General features: G+C 66.2%; 24 protein-coding genes. 3 read left to right on the forward strand and 21 right to left on the reverse strand.

Annotated elements, in window-relative coordinates; genetic code table 11:
• Window positions 1-15: 15 nt before the first annotated feature.
• From VF643_RS10045 to VF643_RS10135, 19 genes are all read right to left on the reverse strand, one after another.
• Window positions 16-201: a hypothetical protein gene (locus tag VF643_RS10045; RefSeq protein WP_331043250.1), complete on the reverse strand. Its 186-nt coding sequence runs from the start codon at window positions 199-201 to the stop codon at window positions 16-18.
• Window positions 198-914 carry a regulatory protein GemA gene (locus tag VF643_RS10050; RefSeq protein WP_331043251.1) on the reverse strand — a complete coding sequence of 239 codons (717 nt, stop codon included), beginning with the start codon at window positions 912-914 and terminating at the stop codon, window positions 198-200. The genes VF643_RS10045 and VF643_RS10050 overlap by 4 nt, the downstream gene beginning before the upstream one ends.
• The gene (locus VF643_RS10055; protein ID WP_331043252.1) at window positions 907-1,077 is read right to left on the reverse strand and encodes a hypothetical protein; all 171 of its coding nucleotides are present in this window, start codon (window positions 1,075-1,077) and stop codon (window positions 907-909) included. Before VF643_RS10055 ends, VF643_RS10050 begins: the two co-directional genes overlap by 8 nt.
• Entirely contained in the window at window positions 1,074-2,042 is a 969-nt protein-coding gene (locus tag VF643_RS10060) for an AAA family ATPase (protein WP_331043253.1), read from the reverse strand. The genes VF643_RS10055 and VF643_RS10060 overlap by 4 nt, the downstream gene beginning before the upstream one ends.
• Window positions 2,043-2,109: 67 nt before the next feature.
• A complete protein-coding gene (locus VF643_RS10065) occupies window positions 2,110-2,415 on the reverse strand; it encodes a hypothetical protein (protein WP_331043254.1) in 306 nt (101 codons plus the stop codon).
• Between the two features lie 44 nt (window positions 2,416-2,459).
• Window positions 2,460-4,448, reverse strand: coding sequence for a transposase domain-containing protein (locus VF643_RS10070; protein WP_331043255.1), 1,989 nt, complete (start codon window positions 4,446-4,448; stop codon window positions 2,460-2,462).
• Complete coding sequence (locus VF643_RS10075; RefSeq protein WP_331043256.1) at window positions 4,445-4,933, reverse strand: hypothetical protein; 489 nt, start codon at window positions 4,931-4,933, stop codon at window positions 4,445-4,447. Before VF643_RS10075 ends, VF643_RS10070 begins: the two co-directional genes overlap by 4 nt.
• Complete coding sequence (locus tag VF643_RS10080; RefSeq protein WP_331043257.1) at window positions 4,903-5,163, reverse strand: hypothetical protein; 261 nt, start codon at window positions 5,161-5,163, stop codon at window positions 4,903-4,905. Before VF643_RS10080 ends, VF643_RS10075 begins: the two co-directional genes overlap by 31 nt.
• A complete protein-coding gene (locus tag VF643_RS10085; RefSeq protein WP_331043258.1) occupies window positions 5,163-5,306 on the reverse strand; it encodes a hypothetical protein in 144 nt (47 codons plus the stop codon). Before VF643_RS10085 ends, VF643_RS10080 begins: the two co-directional genes overlap by 1 nt.
• A complete protein-coding gene (locus VF643_RS10090) occupies window positions 5,303-5,944 on the reverse strand; it encodes an HNH endonuclease (protein WP_331043259.1) in 642 nt (213 codons plus the stop codon). Before VF643_RS10090 ends, VF643_RS10085 begins: the two co-directional genes overlap by 4 nt.
• The gene (locus tag VF643_RS10095; protein ID WP_331043260.1) at window positions 5,941-6,180 is read right to left on the reverse strand and encodes a hypothetical protein; all 240 of its coding nucleotides are present in this window, start codon (window positions 6,178-6,180) and stop codon (window positions 5,941-5,943) included. Before VF643_RS10095 ends, VF643_RS10090 begins: the two co-directional genes overlap by 4 nt.
• A gap of 145 nt (window positions 6,181-6,325) precedes the next feature.
• Window positions 6,326-6,538, reverse strand: coding sequence for a hypothetical protein (locus tag VF643_RS10100; RefSeq protein WP_331043261.1), 213 nt, complete (start codon window positions 6,536-6,538; stop codon window positions 6,326-6,328).
• Entirely contained in the window at window positions 6,526-6,774 is a 249-nt protein-coding gene (locus VF643_RS10105; RefSeq protein WP_331043262.1) for a hypothetical protein, read from the reverse strand. The genes VF643_RS10100 and VF643_RS10105 overlap by 13 nt, the downstream gene beginning before the upstream one ends.
• Window positions 6,771-6,968, reverse strand: a complete 198-nt coding sequence (locus VF643_RS10110) for a hypothetical protein (RefSeq protein ID WP_331043263.1) — start codon at window positions 6,966-6,968, stop codon at window positions 6,771-6,773. Before VF643_RS10110 ends, VF643_RS10105 begins: the two co-directional genes overlap by 4 nt.
• Window positions 6,965-7,474, reverse strand: coding sequence for a hypothetical protein (locus tag VF643_RS10115; RefSeq protein ID WP_331043264.1), 510 nt, complete (start codon window positions 7,472-7,474; stop codon window positions 6,965-6,967). Before VF643_RS10115 ends, VF643_RS10110 begins: the two co-directional genes overlap by 4 nt.
• A complete protein-coding gene (locus tag VF643_RS10120; RefSeq protein ID WP_331043265.1) occupies window positions 7,471-7,728 on the reverse strand; it encodes a hypothetical protein in 258 nt (85 codons plus the stop codon). Before VF643_RS10120 ends, VF643_RS10115 begins: the two co-directional genes overlap by 4 nt.
• Window positions 7,729-7,828: 100 nt before the next feature.
• Window positions 7,829-9,037, reverse strand: a complete 1,209-nt coding sequence (locus VF643_RS10125) for a ParB/RepB/Spo0J family partition protein (protein WP_331043266.1) — start codon at window positions 9,035-9,037, stop codon at window positions 7,829-7,831.
• Window positions 9,034-9,525 carry a hypothetical protein gene (locus VF643_RS10130; protein WP_331043267.1) on the reverse strand — a complete coding sequence of 164 codons (492 nt, stop codon included), beginning with the start codon at window positions 9,523-9,525 and terminating at the stop codon, window positions 9,034-9,036. The genes VF643_RS10125 and VF643_RS10130 overlap by 4 nt, the downstream gene beginning before the upstream one ends.
• Before the next feature lie 2 nt (window positions 9,526-9,527).
• Window positions 9,528-9,794 (reverse strand): helix-turn-helix domain-containing protein, encoded by a 267-nt coding sequence (locus tag VF643_RS10135; protein WP_331043268.1) that lies wholly within the window; start codon window positions 9,792-9,794, stop codon window positions 9,528-9,530.
• On the opposite strand from VF643_RS10135, the gene VF643_RS10140 reads away from it, so the two are divergent.
• From VF643_RS10140 to VF643_RS10150, 3 genes are all read left to right on the forward strand, one after another.
• The gene (locus tag VF643_RS10140; protein ID WP_331043269.1) at window positions 9,787-10,557 is read left to right on the forward strand and encodes an XRE family transcriptional regulator; all 771 of its coding nucleotides are present in this window, start codon (window positions 9,787-9,789) and stop codon (window positions 10,555-10,557) included. The two genes, VF643_RS10135 and VF643_RS10140, sit on opposite strands and share 8 nt — an antisense overlap.
• Window positions 10,554-10,889 (forward strand): hypothetical protein, encoded by a 336-nt coding sequence (locus VF643_RS10145; protein WP_331043270.1) that lies wholly within the window; start codon window positions 10,554-10,556, stop codon window positions 10,887-10,889. The genes VF643_RS10140 and VF643_RS10145 overlap by 4 nt, the downstream gene beginning before the upstream one ends.
• A 440-nt stretch (window positions 10,890-11,329) precedes the next feature.
• Window positions 11,330-12,214, forward strand: a complete 885-nt coding sequence (locus VF643_RS10150; RefSeq protein ID WP_331043271.1) for a class I SAM-dependent methyltransferase — start codon at window positions 11,330-11,332, stop codon at window positions 12,212-12,214.
• 134 nt (window positions 12,215-12,348) lie between these two features.
• Here VF643_RS10150 and VF643_RS10155 read toward each other — a convergent pair whose 3' ends face one another.
• The gene (locus tag VF643_RS10155; protein ID WP_331043272.1) at window positions 12,349-13,365 is read right to left on the reverse strand and encodes a hypothetical protein; all 1,017 of its coding nucleotides are present in this window, start codon (window positions 13,363-13,365) and stop codon (window positions 12,349-12,351) included.
• A gap of 746 nt (window positions 13,366-14,111) precedes the next feature.
• Window positions 14,112-14,747, reverse strand: coding sequence for a heme exporter protein CcmB (locus VF643_RS10160; protein ID WP_331043273.1), 636 nt, complete (start codon window positions 14,745-14,747; stop codon window positions 14,112-14,114).
• Window position 14,748: the final 1 nt, after the last annotated feature.

The raw sequence follows: 14,748 nt of genomic DNA on the forward strand, positions 1-14,748 counted from the left end.
GCGCGCTGCGTGGCATCAAGCCTGGCCGGCGACTTCGTCGGCCGCGTCAGGCTCGCGCGGTGCGAGCGCCAGCGCGGTCCCGCATAAGGCGCACTCGGCCGACTGGCGACCGACCAGCCAGTGCGCCCGGCCGCAGGACGGGCAGAGCTGCGCCGCGCGGTAGAGCACCGCATAGCCACGCGTGGCGGGGGCGGCGATCACGACCTTTTGCCCGTCAGGATGGCGGCGAACGCGCGCGCGATCGTGTCGAGCGTCGAAGCGCTTACGAAGGCGAAAGCGATCTCGACCCCCGCGAACTCATAGGCGGCGCGCTGAATGTTCCAGTCGGCCGGCGCGAATCCGGCTGCATGCAGCTTGGCCAGCAGCGCTTCGCACAGGCGGCGGCGCAGCACGGTCGGCACCGCGGCAGCGTTCAGCCCCTCGGTCGATTGGCTCCACCCGGTGCGCTCGGCCATCGCCTTCAGCGCCTCGATCAGCTTGTACACCTGACCCTGGTTCGCCCATGCCATCCGCGTGCAGCCGAGCTGGCGACGCGCGAACGATTCCAGCGCCTTCTCGGACGGATCGCGCACGACGCCGAGCAGCCCGAGCGAGATCCATAGCGCCCGCGCTTTCTTGGCCGCTGGATGATCGGCCGGCCGCGGACCTTTCTGCCGCGCCTCGGGCGAAAACCCCATCCGCTTGAAGTCGGTGAGGACCGCGTCCAGCTCGGCAGCCGTGCAGTCGCCCGCGCTCTCGCGTCCGGCGATGCGCAGCAGCACCGCGACATAATCGTCATCGGTCAGGCCGAGCGTCTTCTTGGCGATATGCACCTTGGCCAGCATCGACCGGCGATGCTGGCTACCGGCGTCGAACGTCGCCGGCTTGCCCACCGCGAACCGCGCCGGACTCCGTTCCGTGCGGGTGTCAGCCATGTGCCGGGTCTCCATAGATCGCGCTGCGCACCTCGGTGACGCGCCGTTGAAGGCGGGTGGCGATCGACGCGATCGTGTCACCGTCGCGCAGCCACGCGACGATCGCGATGCACTCGACGAACAGCCACGGGTGCCCGGCCCGGAGGGCGCTCCAGGCGCTCACGCCGCCATCTGCCGGATCGACAGATGCGCCCAGGCGTCGTGGAGGTGCGCGACCTGGAGCGTGTTGTTCTCGGCGGATGCGAGCATGAACGCGGTTTCCAGCATCATCGTGCAGGTGCGCAGCCCACCAGGCTGACGCGCCGTGGCGACGATGAAGGCGCGCTGATCGTCGTCGATGACGTTCCACGCATCCGCCAGGGCGAGTGCATCGCCGTCCTGTGGCCCGCGAAAGATCATCCGCTGCGCGATCCGGCTGGCCAGACGCGCGAATTCATCCTTGCGGCTGCCAAGCGTCAGCCGGGTCAGCACGTCCTCGTTGCCCACCAGCGCGACCCCGATCCTGACCTTGGGATCGTCGTGCCAGCTGCGAATTTCTTCCAGCGATTTGCCCGCGAGATGCTGGGCCTCGTCGATGATCAGCAGCCCACCCGTGTTGGCGAGCAGCCCCTTGATCCTGGCGGTGAGCGCGACCGTCGTCCCCTTGCGGCCATCGACGTCGACGCCCAGCGCCTCCAGCACCGTATATTGCATCGCCGGGATGCCAGACGTGGACGGCGCCATCGTCGCGATCCAGACGTTGCTGACGCTCGCCTGATAATGGTGGCAGGTTTCCGTCTTGCTGGTGCCAGGGCCACCCGCGATCACCGTCATCCGGCCGCGCTGCGCGATCGTCAGCATCGTCATGATCCGCCGCGTCGTCGGCGTGACGAAGAACGCCGGCGGTTCCGGCATCTCGATCGCGATTTCCGCCTGCGCGATCAGCAGCTGGCGATAGCGATAGACCGCCTCGGCGATCTTCTTGAGATCGCCCTTGTAGGCGCCGGTTGGGAACTGGCTGAGCGTGCCGTTGGGTACGCCGATCTTCGGCGCCAGCTGCGACCAGCTGAGGCCGGTTTCGGCTTTGTGACCGGACAGCCACGCCTGCTGCTCGGCAATGTCGAGCGGTAGTGCCTCGGGGTTGTTCATGATACGCGCGTCCTTGCTTGTAGTGAGCGGTCGCGCGGGGGTGGCACCCCCCGCGCGGCCAACAGGTTCAATTCTTTAATTTTGCCGCGACGATCTCGTCCTCGGTCGGAAAGGCCTGCTCGATCGCGACCACATGTGCCGACACGATGGTCCAGGACACGCCGCCGCCGGGGTGATCGTGATGAGCTTCGATGACGTCGAACGTCTCGTCATCATGCGAATTGAGACCGTCGATCAGGCGAAGGTTATCGAAGACGTGTCCGGTCACGAGGATGATCTTGAGATGGGAGGGGCATCGAGCACCAATCTCTTGCTCGCGGTCGCTGTCTTCGGTGGCGATCAGCCCGATCCGATCGTGCATGCTGGCGAACATCAAATTCTCCTTCCTTCATTGCCCGGACCGCGCCGGGCGCGCGTTCAGCCGACCAGCCGCAGCCCGGCGAGCCGGTCGATGACGGGGGCGAGGGGCCTGCCCTGAGCGGCGTCGAGGAGCGCCTGAGAGGCCTCTGAAACGGGCTTGAGCGCCGCGCGCGTCTGGCCACGATGCCGCACGGGCCGGACGACCGCCGCGATCGGCGCGGGAGTCTCATCCGGATGCGCGGGCATCAGCGCGGCGAGCGACTGGACATCGATCAGATCGGTCAGCCGCTCGACCTCACGCACCGTGCGGCGCAGATCGGCTTCCTGCGCCTTGCGCTTGCCGGCGCTCGCCTTGTCGAAGAACCCGTCGCGTCCGATCGCCGGCGCGGTACAGATGAACATGCCCGCGCGGTCATAGACGTGGACCGCGCCGTGCAGATCGTCGGGGTCGAACCGCAGCGTCACCCGCTTGCCCGTGTGATCGCGCAGCTCGGCCGCGTGATAGCGATTGCCCTCCAGCGTCACGACGCCGGTGTCCCGATCGCACGTCCGCTCCTCGGCGGTGAGCAGCGCCAGGCGCAGCTGCTCAGGGGTCGCCTTGCCGATCGGCGCCACCGCATAGGAGGCGGCGAACACGTCGTCGAAGCTGCGCCCTTGCGCCGTCTCGGTCCTGCGGCCCGGCCGTGCGTTATGCGCCGCGATTCCTGCGGCACAGACGGCGCGGAAATCGGCGATCGGGATGGCCTTCGATCCGTAATTCTCGGGCTTCGCGTCGGGACGGTTGCCCGTGTACGCGCCAGCCAGCGCCGGGTGCTTGGCGATCGTGTCGCACAGGTCGCGAAACGCCCGCTCGATCGGCTTGGACTGGCCGCGGTACGGCGTCGCCCAGTGGATGTGGATGCCCAGCGCGGTCAGGATGCCGGTCGGCTCTTCCGCCTTGATCTTGAACCGAAACCGGCTTTTCGCGCCGCCGGTGATCAGCTTGCTGGCGAACGCCCGGCCGTTGTCGAGCAGGCAGTGTTTCGGGATGCCATAGTCGCGGAACAGGTCGGCGAACGTCAGCCGGGTCACCAGTGCATTCTCGCTCTCGTCGATCCGGTGCGCGACGATCTTGCGGCTGTAGATGTCCTGGAGCGCCACCATCATCGGGCGCCCGATGCGGCCGTCTTCCCAGCGAACGAACACGTCGAACTTGTGGCCGTCGATGTTGACGGCTTCCAGAGCATGCAATTCCATGACCGATCTCTCCTGTGCGGGGATGGAGCGCCGCAGCGCCTCGGCGCCTTCGCGGCGCGCGATGATCAGCCGACCGTCCACCCGCTCCAGCTTGCGCCGCAGGGTGCGTTCGATCGGCACTGCGATTCCGCGTGGCGCGGCATAGTCGCGCACCATCCGGCGGTAGCATTCGGTGAAGGTCGGCTTTTCGGGACGAAGGTAATCGGACAGCAACACCTGCCAGCAGCTGGCCTCGACCTCGGCCGATGCGCCGCCACCCGCGCGCCGCGGCGCGAGATACGCGAGCCGGTCGGACGCCGCGACGCCTTCGATCAGCCCCAACCAGCTCCAGAGCGTCGAGGCGCCGATCGCGGACATCGCCGCCACCGTCGCTACCGCCGCCGACCGGGTCAGCCCCGCGGCCTCATACGTCTCGATCTCGCCGATCGCCGTCATCCGGCGCGCCGCCTCGGTCTTCACCTTGTCCGACGCGCCGTCGAACCAGCGCCAGAGCTGCGCCGCGCCGGTCAGCGCCGCCCCCGTCAGCGCCGCCGACGCGGGCGGATCGACGATGTCGGCGACGACCGCGATCCCCATCGCCGCCAGCGCGACCCGCGCGGCCGCCGGCAACACGCTGATATGATATTCGAGGCCACCGCCCCGCGCCGTCCGCGGCCGCGCCAGCGGTTCGTCCCACTTGCCCGTCCGCAGCGCCCAACCCTCGGAGGCTGCACGCTCGTTGATCCGCCGCTTGACGCCGCCGAGGCCGGCCAGCGCCAGGTCCGCCAGCTCGGCCGCCGTGAACCACTCTTTTCCCCCGCCCGGCTTCACTTCGCGCCCCTTTTTATCGGCGTCGCCGCCTGTTCCATTTTCTTGATTTCGGCCGACAGTTCGCGCTGCTGCGCGCGCAGATGACCGAGCCGGGCGGTGTGCAGTTCTTCGCCGACGAGCAGCGCAGCGCCGATCCGGCGCGCGAGGCGGTCGAGCAGGTCGAACCGCTCGGTCACCGCGATCAGCGCGAACAGCCGAGCGCCCGAGATGTTGTGCGCCTCGCGCGATTCCGCCGCGTATGCGTCGAGCATTGCCTTCGAAACCGGTTCGTCGAGCAGCGCCGACATCGCACCCGCGATCTCGTGACGCCCCCGCGAATCTCCCTTCAGCGCCAGACCGACCTTGGCCGCGATGATGCGATCCAGCCCGGCCAGGTCCGCATCGCTCGTCGCCGCCATCGGCGGGTCGAACGTGAAGCCCAGCTGGCTGGCGTCGATCGAGGCGCGCCGCTTGGTCACCGGGACGACGTCTCCCAGCGCGCGCACGACTTCGTCGCCGACGCGATGGGCACGTCGATGTGCCGGCTCTCAAGGCCGCAGACCCATGTGCGGTTGTCGCACGACGTCGGGCGCCGGTGACGGCACGATCCGCACGTCTCGCCGAACGGGCCGGTGCCAGGCGGCTGGACGTAGCCCTTCCTCGCCGCGAAGCGCAGGTCGGTGGCCGTCGTCATCGGCCCATCGAGGATGCGCTGGATGCGAGGATCGACGGGCATCAGCGGAGCCGCCCGTTGTGGCGGCCGAAACAGACCTCGATCTCCCAGGCGAACCACGTCACCCGGATCGAGAAGCCCTCGACCTGGCCGTCATCTTCGCAGGCTATCCACGTCTGGGTGGTGAAGCGGAGACGCCAGCTCATACTCGCGGCCCCCGGCTGCGCTTGGTCGCGTGCGCCAGTTCGGCGAGCGCCAGCAGGGTGGGTTTTACATCCGGAGACGCCTGATCGTAGGCGAGCAGCTTCTTGTGCGTACCACCGTTGAGCCGCGGCAGCAGCGCGCGCGAAATCAAACGCCAGTTCGACGGATCGGTATCGAGCCGGTCGCCAGTGAGGTTCTTGAGACAATGTCCGGCAGGCACACGGCCGTTCAGCTCTTCCCAGCGGATGAGGTGTACAGCCCGCCAACGAGACCGGTACGGCAGGCCATCATGAATTTTGCGCTCAAGATACCCATCCTTGCTCAACCTTTCGAAACCGACCGGCTTGCGGTTCAGCAGCGCGGTTCCGCTCAGCTGGCCGGGCTTGAACTGGGTCTCGCTGGACCGGCCCCTGGACGGCATCGGCTTGCCGGCATTGTGCGACACTAATCCCTTGGCGAACTGGCCGGTGCGACCGGTTCGCCAACCCTTGCGCTTGCGCAGGCCGTGCAGGTTGCGCGGATCGACCGCACGACCGAAGGCCTCGGCGAAGCCGACGGCGTATTCGCCGATCGGCAGCAGGCGGTTCGCCTCCAGCCACGCGAGTTCGACCGCGCTGTAGCGAATTGGCTTTCCCTTCACGCGTCGCCGCCCGCGATCATCTTCATCTGCGGCGCGAAGCGATCGCCATGATCGGCGACGAGCTTGCAGGCGCGCAGCGTCATCTCCGCGTTGCGGACGATCTGGTCCGCTACCGCGACGATCGCATCGGCCCGCTTGGCCTCCTGCTCGATCTGCTCGGAGTTCAGGCCTTCTTCGCCCAGCCGTTCCAGCTGCGCGAAGAGGTGATTGTTCAGGTCCATGAGCTTGTTCTTCACGGGCGTTCTCCTTGCCGGTTGGAAGAGGGCATCCGGTCGAGCAGCTGCACGAGGTACTGGACCTCGGCCTGGTCTAGGGGGGCAGGCCGCAGACTGGACGGCGCGCGACGACCGGTGGTTCGCCGGGGCAGGCTCACGACCTCGCTCACCGCTGCCACCACGTGAGCTGCCGCCCCTCGTCCTCGATCTCGGTTCCGCAGCGCGTGTCGCGCCGCCGCTCGACCGCTCGCCAATGCTCCCGCGCATCCGCATCGCGCGCCGCGGCGATGGTCGTGCCGGCGGCCAGCGCCCGTTCGAACAGCTGACGGCACCGCCGCACCCGCTGGGCCTCGCTCTCGCGCGCCATCACCGGAAACACCCGCCGGTAGCTGCCACCGCCTTGGCCAGTCGCCGCGATCCGTCGCGCACCATCGCGTCGAAGCCGTTCAGCTGGACGCCGCTGATGACATAGCGCTGCGCCATCACGTCGATCGTCGCGCGCGTCACCCCGAACGTCGCGGCGATGGCGTTGCGGTCGTCGCCGGCTTCCAGGCGATCGACGACGGCGGTCTCCCGCGCCGTCAGCCCGTGCGCATCATCGCGCGCTCGCGTCATGCTTCGGTCTCCCAATGCTCGCTGCTGATCCAGAGCGAAAACGGAACATGGTCGAAGCGTCGGCCCACCTCGGCGACGACCGTTTCGACGTGTGGCTCGCCCACGCCGGTCGCGGCCGCGATCTCTGCCGCCGACGCGCCGTCGTCCCACATCGCGATGATCTCGCGATCCATGTCGATGAGCAGCGCGCTCATGCTCGCCGCCGCCACGCGCCGCTGTCGATCAGGTCGCGCGCCTCGGTCACCGCCCGCTCGAAAACGGGCCGGTCGCGACGCGCGTTGGATTTCAGGATGCGCTCGCGCAGTTCCAGCGAAAGCGCATGCCAATGCGACCGGCACATCAGGTGGCCGCTCTGCACCGCGACCCCGCAGGTATCTGCCGCGCACGTCCGCTGCCGCCCCAACGCCGCCGGTGCGCGCGGATCGAGCGACGCCAGCGTCGTGCCCCGCCGCGCCAGTTCGGCGGCCAGGCCATCAGTCGGCACTGCGCGCAGGTCCGGCAGGCCTGGCACCCGCAGGAACCGCGTCTTCTCCGGCCCGCGCTCCAGCAGGCCCGCATCGACCAGCGCGGTCAGCGTCGCATGGGCCTGGGACAGCCCCATGCCGAACCGGCTCGCGATGTCGCGCATCGACGGCACGATCTGCGCAACCGCGATCACCTCGCGCACGAAGTCGAGCACCTCAAGTTGCCGTGGGGTCATGCGTTCCTCCAGGGAAAGATGATGTCGGGGGCGAAGGTCGGCGCGGCGGCGATCCGCCGGGGTGCCTGGCCGTGCCGTTCGAGATATTCGCGGCACGCCCGTCCGTATTGGCGCCGCCCCCAGAAGGTGCCGCCGTGAAAGCGATTGCCGCCTGCGCGCAGCACCTTGCGGCGCTCGGTCAACGTGGTGTCGTCCGGCAGCTCGGCGGTGAGCGCAGCCACATGACGGCGCGCATGGAAGAGCCAGTCTCTCATCGCAGCACGTCCACGAGACCGAGCGCCATGACGAGCAGCGCCTCCCAGATCACGACGATCAGCAGGACGCGGACGACCAAGCGCAGGTGCTGCGGGCGGATCACTGGTCGCCCTCCTGCGAGCCGAGATCGAACCCGTTGCCCGCAATCGTCAGGCGCGTCACCGCGAGGGCGACGACCGCACGATCGAGCGCGCTCGCGCGCTCGTCCTTGATGACCTCGTCTTCGAGCAGCCCGTCGACCAGCTCACGCATCGTGTCGATCGCCGCCAGCGCCTCGTCGCGATACTTTACATGCTGAGGCGAGAACGCGGCCTGCGGCCTCGGCTCGGAGCCATCCACGATCCGCGTGCCCTTGGGCAGGTGCTTCACCAAATGCTCCAGCGCGCCCTTCTGCTCCGCAGCGCCCATCCGCTGGAAGGAGCCGATGAACGCCGCCAGCCGCTTGTCGTCGGCACCAGCCTTCGCCTTCGCAGGCTTCGGCCCCAGCGGATGCGCGATGGCCTCGCTCACCGTCTTCGGCTGCCCATAGTTCAGGCTGGCGCCCGGCACCGTCAGCAGCTCGACCACCTTCGCCTGCGCATGCGCATCCAGCTTGGCCAGCGCGCGCAGGTGGGTGGCGTTGGTTAGAACCGGGTGCCTTGCGGCCCGCAGCTTCTCGACCAGCGAAGGCGAGAGGCCTCGATAGAGCCTCAAGCCACGTTCGATGGTGCTATTGGAAAGGCCGAGTTCCGAAGCCACCTGATCGGTGAACCCATATACACCCGTCATCGTGACGGTTGCATCGGCAGCCTCGTTTTTCACCTGCTTTTGCCACCGCGCGGCAGCGGAAACGACGCGTCCATCACGAGCCGGATCAATCCCTGCACGTTGCTTGTAGATCGAAACCGCCTCAGCGATGAACGCCGCCCGGTCGATCGGCGTCAGGTCGGACCGCCACAGGTTCTCGCGTACCTCACGCAACCGTCGCGTATCGCGATCGGCGCTGACTACCTCTGCACGTAGGTACTCAATGCCCGCGAGCATCGCACCGGCGAGACGGTGAGCGCCGACGACGAGGGTCCAGCGGTTGCGCCCCGGCAGGCGACACACTTGGACAGGCGTGTCCTGACCGTCGCGCGCCATAATTTGGCCAAGCGCCTGAGCCCATACCGGATCGACCGGTCGCAGCCGATCGCCTTCGTCCACTTCATTCGTGCGGATCAGGACGAAGTCGGGAAGTTCCTCTTGATGAAGGCTCCCGCTCGGCGCGCTCTGGGCGCCGCCGAAAGCATGCTGCCACTCGGGGCCGGGTTCGCCGATCAGCTTCATGCCCGCGCTCCTCGCGCCGGGCGCGCCCCCAGCACCGTGTCCAACCGCTTCCAGGCGCGGCACAGTGCGGACTTGCTTGGTGTGCGTTCGGCCCCGAACGCTGCACTGATCCGCTGCCTCGCTTCGGCCAGGGTGACCTGGCGGTGCAGAGAGACGACGGCGTCGCGCACCGGCGCATCGCGCCAGAAAAACGGATCGCGATGTACGATGCCCGAAGGGAGTTCGCACGGCACCGGCAGAACGCTGCCGCCCATCACGCCGAGCGCAGCCAGCGGGTCCAGCCGCTTCCATGCGCGCGATAGCGCCGAATGGCTGGGGGTTCGTGCCGGGCCGACCCGCTCGCGGATATGGATGATCGCGTCTTTGCCCGTCATCTGACGATGCGTCGCGATCACCAGTTCGCGCACGTCCAGATCGCCCCAGAAATTGGGATTGCGATGATGCCCGCCAGGCGCGGGCAGGTGAGTGACCGATGGAGCAACGCCCATGTCTAGCGCGCCCCCGCATTTAGACGATGCACAGCCGCGTTGGGCGCGCTATCGTCCAACTTTATGGACTGTTCGGCTTCATTCCCGTGCTTCGCTTCACGAAGTTCTGCCTCAATCGCATCGGTCACCCGTGCGCTCGTTCTGCCGCGAAACCAGTCAGCAATAGATTGCGGCTTGAGGTCGCGAGCGTGCGCAAACGCGCGCACGGTCCCATACCGCTTGCGCAAAACGGCCTTAATGTCTTCGGGATGTTGATCGGTGATGAGCACGCCCGCTCCTCCTGATGCCATGATCGTGGACCATGAGCCTACAAACGGAGACAGTCAATCCCCGTTTGTAGCGGCTATGTCGGCGCGGGTGCGCTCGCGCGCTGAGGAGTTGAACATCAAGAAGATGGCGCTGGCTGATCTCGCCGGGATCAACAGGAAGTCTATGACTAACTATTGGCCGGGAGGACGCCCGTACCCCATAGAGAATGTACCCGCCTTGGCAGCCGCGCTGGATACGGACGTAGAATGGCTGCTTACTGGCGTGTCCAGCCGTGCTGCTCCTGAACCTTTCCTCCGCGCAGACTGGAGCACTGTTCCACTCCGCAATCAGCTTGATCAGCCACCTTGCGAGAATTCAGGATTGATCGAGGTAGAGGAAGTCGACCTAGCCTATGGTATGGGTGCGAGCTTCGCCGAGAATCTCTCACCAACACGGACCCACCTTCTACCGAGAAAGTTTCTGGCGACGATCACCAATTCTCCACTTGATCAGTTGACCATCGCCCGCGGCGTCGGAGATTCGATGACCCCGACGCTTCAGGACGGCGACATGGTCCTGATTGATCGGTCCCAGCGCGACGTGCGTGAGCAGGATGGGATTTGGGCGTTCCACGTCGGCGACCTAGCTATGATAAAGCGACTTCGCGTTCGTGCGCGCTGCGTATATCTTCTCTCAGACAACGAGCGGGTGCCTCAAGACGAAGCGTTGCAGGAAGAGATCAACATCGTCGGCCGCGTCATCTTTATCGGCAGGAAGATATGAGACGCCTTTCCATAATCCCGCTGCTCATCGGTTTGTCCGCATGCTCGTCGGAACTCGACCGCGCCAATAAGGAGCTGGCTTTTCTGGAAGCCAACGACGGAACGCCGCGGGAACGCTGCGCAGCCGCTACCAAGGCGAATGACGCCGCCACGAAGGCCGGTGATCCCGACGACTATAGGTACGCTCGGATAACGAAGCAGGCCGAATGCTCCACCTTGGACGCCTTTCCCGCGTATGCGGATGTGCCCGGTGGCCTACCCGAGGCGAGCGACGAAGAGCTTGAAGAGTTTGCTGACCAATTGGCAGCTTTGAACAAGATGGAAGGGAAATAATCCGCCCACTTACATCTTTGTCAGCAGGCGGGCTTGCCGCCGCCGCAGCGGGGAAAGTGACGACTTTCCCGTGAGTTGGGCTAAGTGGGCGGATTGTCCGGAAGTGGGCGACCTAACCGCCCACTTCCGCAAGGCCCGAGGCGATCGTTTTCCCGCGCCACCACCGTCTCAGGAACCCCTGAATCGACGCTTTTCCGCCACTAAGAGGTTTCTCAGAAGCCCCGCCGCCACGCGCCACCGACTCCAGCCTCTCTTGTCCAAGGAATGTATATTTGCGAGATGACTCTAGACATGCCCGCCCACCCCGCCGAACCGCAACATCCCCCCGAAAACCCCAGAAATCCGCGCGTTCAACCGCCGGGTTCCGGGAACAACCGGCCCTCCCCGTCGACTCCAGCATGTCTTGTCACCCCACAGTGAGGGCGACCAGCAATAAGGCCATGCTCCTGAACACCCTCGTCGGCGAACCCTGGCCCGATTACGCGCTGATCGACAGCGGTCACGGCCGCAAGCTGGAACGCTACGGCCGCTATCGCTTCATCCGCCCCGAACCCCAGGCGATGTGGGCGCCCGCCAGCCCCGATTGGCACGCGACCGCAGAGTTCGTCCCCGGCGCCGACGAAGACGGCGGCGGCCAATGGAGGTTCGCCGAACCCACGCCGCGCGAAGGCTGGACGCTCAAATGGGACGACGTATCCTTCACCGCGCAGACGACCCCGTTCCGCCACCTCGGCTTCTTCCCCGACATGGCGCCGGTATGGACGTGGATGCGCGAACAGGTCGCGGGGCTGGACGTGCCCGAATGCATGAACCTGTTCGGCTATACCGGCGTCGGCACCTGCGCGATGGCCGCGCCCCGTGGGGGATCGGGCGGCGCGCGCATGGTCCACGTCGATGCCTCGAAGAAATCGGTCGAGGCCGCCCGCGCCAACGCCTGCCTGTCCGGCCTTGCCGAGGCACCGATCCGCTGGATCGTCGAGGACGCGCGCAAGTTCGTCGCCCGCGAAGTCCGCCGCGGGCGCCGCTACGACGGCATCCTCCTCGATCCCCCCAAATACGGCCGCGGCCCCGACGGGGAGGTCTGGCGGCTGGAGGAAGACCTCCCCCCCCTCATCGCCGACTGCCGCCGCCTCCTCGACGCCGACTCGCGCTTCCTCTTCCTCACCGTCTATGCGGTGCGCATGTCCGCGCTCGCGATCGGCGAGATGCTGACCCAGGCCTTCGCCGACCTGGCCGGCAAGGTCGAAGCCGGCGAACTGGCGGTACGCGAAGAAGCCCGCGGCCTGGCCCTCCCGACCGCGATCTGGGCACGGTGGAGCCGGTAGGGGCGGCGTCGATGATGCGGTGATCGTGCTTCGGACATCGCATCATGAGCGTGCCCAGATTCGGGCGCTTCAAAGCGTGACACAGAATTTGTGAGTTTTGCACCAATGATCCAGCGACACGGCGCTTGAGCGTATTATTTCCGTGTCGGTGAAGCGCTCGAGAGACTCTTCAGGCGAAAGCCGAAGCCGTTTTCACGCGTCCAGGTCATCGTCGCCGGCACACGCGTGCGAAGCGCGTCGGGCTGTCGGGCATCCATCAAGATGCTGCCTTCTATTCTTACCCGGTCTGCCGTCTCACCATAGATACGAGTGGCAAAAAACGGGTTCGATCCGGCATACGTTGCCCATACCTTCGCAGCGTCTTCGGAGCCAACAACTGCTGGTTGACCTGGCCAAGAAAGCTCGGCTCGATCGTAAAACATATATTGAAGCGCCCGTGCAAAGTCGGGACCACGGGGATTGGCAAACCACGTCGTGTGGTAGGCATTGAAAGCTTGTGCTGCTGCGGCTCGATCACCGGCTAAGATAGCACATTCAGCTAGGCGCGTTACGTCGTTTCGCGTCTTGTCAGGATCAAGCAGAGCGCATGACGGCAGTGACGACACGGCCGCCCTCGCGATTTTAAAGCCATATCGAACAGCGAGGCCTTCATCGCAGGCGCTCTGCGTAGCTTGACGTATCTTCCCACGTGCGTCCACAGTCTCGACCCGCACAACCCAAGAGTGCAGGCAAATAGACGGTATTGCTTCGTTAGCTTCCGAAGTTAGAGTTCGATCGAACGCATACGCATCCGCCTGCAAAGACTCCCAAGTAGCAAGGGGCACAACAGCGGATAACAGCATGCGAGGAGCCTCGCCGTTCTTGCCCTGTTGACCGCGCCATTCCACGTTTGGTTCTGATGCATGTGCTCGGGCAAAGGTCACCAGGCCTGCATCACGGCCATAGCCGTCCACGAAAAACGCGCGGATTACTTGCGATCTTTTTGCCGCAAGGTCTTCGATCGGGGACACCCCATATGAGTTTTGCTGACTCTTTTGCGCGTCGAGGCCGCAGCGTTCTTGCCCTTTATCATCGGTGCATTTGTTCGCTTGAGCACCTAGCGGAGCGGCAGATGTAACAGTCGAAAGCGCAATTATAAAAGCCAACCGCATATGTTCACCTCGCGAGTAATCCATCGAACAATGTGCCCCGATCGAGATGCAAGCAAGGCAACGTGGCCTTACGGCGCGCCAAAGGCTACCCGGCTCAAACCCGCCCGTACTTATGCCCAAACGCAAAACTTTTGATCTTTGCATCATGGACTGGAGGTCGAGATCGAGAAGGCGTATTGAACAACCCGAATTAGGGCATCAGCCCCTACGTGAAGCGCCTACCCTCGGCCGATCCGATGATCCCACGCCGTCCTTGTGGCGGCAAACGCGGATCGAAGGCTGGCACGCGATGCCGATGTTCGAACAGCGCTTCTCGCCCTTGCTCACCGTACAGGCGCGGCATTGTCGTTTGACGTCGGCACAGACCTGGGGCGACGCGAGCATCAGCGCCAGGATCGTCAGCATCGTCGCTTTCCCACCTCGGCAAGCACCTTGATCGATGGCAGCCTATGGAAGGGCGCCCCGGCCGTCCAGCCCTGTCCTACAGCCCGCCTACCGTGCCATGATCGCAGCGACTCGGCGCCGCTCCGCGCCCGCTCTTTCTCATGCGTGCAGATGCCGCATCCATCGTTGCGTTACACCCTGTAGGATGTGACTTTCCAGTGACCTTCCGCCGCCACCGCCCCGCAGCGACCCCCCTCGGAAGGAGCAACCCCCACGCCCGAAACCCAGCACACCACCGGCGCGAACGTCAAAACTTCCCACGCGCCTGATGCTCATATGCGCGACCTTAGGGAAGTTTCGCTTTACTCCCGCCCCATCCGCATCGCCGCCCCCGCCACGAATGGCGCGCCCGCGACCAGCAGCAGCGACACCGCGGCCAGCAGCTTGAACGCCCCCGCCCCATCCGCGCCCGCCCCGAAGATCAGCAGCGGCACCGCCATCGGCAGCATCACCAGCCCCGCCACCGCGCCGCCGCCGCGCAGCCCCGCGGTCAGCGCCGCGGTCGCGACCGCCAGCGCCGCCAGGCCGGGCGTGCCGATCAACAGCCCCAGCTCGACGCGCGCCAGCGTCGCGCCCGGCAGACCGAGCAGCCCCGCGGCGATCACCGCCGCCGCCATCAGCGCGGGCGCGAAGGCGAGCCAGTGCGCGACCATCTTGGCCGCCGCGACGACCGGCTCGGTCACCCCGCGCAACGCCAGTTGGTCGATCACCCCGGCCTCCAGATCGGGCGCGACCAAGCGCTCGATCGGCAGCAGCGCGGCGAGCAGCGCGGCGGTCCACACCACCCCGCCACCGACGCGCGCGAGCAGCGCCTGATCCGGCGCGATCGCAAACGGGAACAGCGTCGCGACCAGCAGGAAGAACACCATCGGCGCGATCACGCCGCCACCCGCCCAGGCACGGCGCAGGTCGCGGGCGACCAGGCGGACGAAGGTCACG

It is taken from the genome of Sphingomonas sp. (genome assembly GCF_036387595.1).
Classification (GTDB): domain Bacteria; phylum Pseudomonadota; class Alphaproteobacteria; order Sphingomonadales; family Sphingomonadaceae; genus Sphingomonas.

Coding starts and splice junctions, on each gene's coding strand:
- VF643_RS10060 (WP_331043253.1), bottom strand. CDS start 2,042: ATGAACAACCCCGAGGCACTACCGCTCGACATTGCCGAGCAGCAGGCG.
- VF643_RS10085 (WP_331043258.1), bottom strand. CDS start 5,306: ATGAGCTGGCGTCTCCGCTTCACCACCCAGACGTGGATAGCCTGCGAA.
- VF643_RS10130 (WP_331043267.1), bottom strand. CDS start 9,525: ATGGGCGTTGCTCCATCGGTCACTCACCTGCCCGCGCCTGGCGGGCAT.
- VF643_RS10050 (WP_331043251.1), bottom strand. CDS start 914: ATGGCTGACACCCGCACGGAACGGAGTCCGGCGCGGTTCGCGGTGGGC.
- VF643_RS10065 (WP_331043254.1), bottom strand. CDS start 2,415: ATGTTCGCCAGCATGCACGATCGGATCGGGCTGATCGCCACCGAAGAC.
- VF643_RS10115 (WP_331043264.1), bottom strand. CDS start 7,474: ATGACCCCACGGCAACTTGAGGTGCTCGACTTCGTGCGCGAGGTGATC.
- VF643_RS10150 (WP_331043271.1), top strand. CDS start 11,330: ATGCTCCTGAACACCCTCGTCGGCGAACCCTGGCCCGATTACGCGCTG.
- VF643_RS10120 (WP_331043265.1), bottom strand. CDS start 7,728: ATGAGAGACTGGCTCTTCCATGCGCGCCGTCATGTGGCTGCGCTCACC.
- VF643_RS10105 (WP_331043262.1), bottom strand. CDS start 6,774: ATGACGCGAGCGCGCGATGATGCGCACGGGCTGACGGCGCGGGAGACC.
- VF643_RS10145 (WP_331043270.1), top strand. CDS start 10,554: ATGAGACGCCTTTCCATAATCCCGCTGCTCATCGGTTTGTCCGCATGC.
- VF643_RS10155 (WP_331043272.1), bottom strand. CDS start 13,365: ATGCGGTTGGCTTTTATAATTGCGCTTTCGACTGTTACATCTGCCGCT.
- VF643_RS10125 (WP_331043266.1), bottom strand. CDS start 9,037: ATGAAGCTGATCGGCGAACCCGGCCCCGAGTGGCAGCATGCTTTCGGC.
- VF643_RS10080 (WP_331043257.1), bottom strand. CDS start 5,163: ATGCCCGTCGATCCTCGCATCCAGCGCATCCTCGATGGGCCGATGACG.
- VF643_RS10110 (WP_331043263.1), bottom strand. CDS start 6,968: ATGAGCGCGCTGCTCATCGACATGGATCGCGAGATCATCGCGATGTGG.
- VF643_RS10140 (WP_331043269.1), top strand. CDS start 9,787: ATGAGCACGCCCGCTCCTCCTGATGCCATGATCGTGGACCATGAGCCT.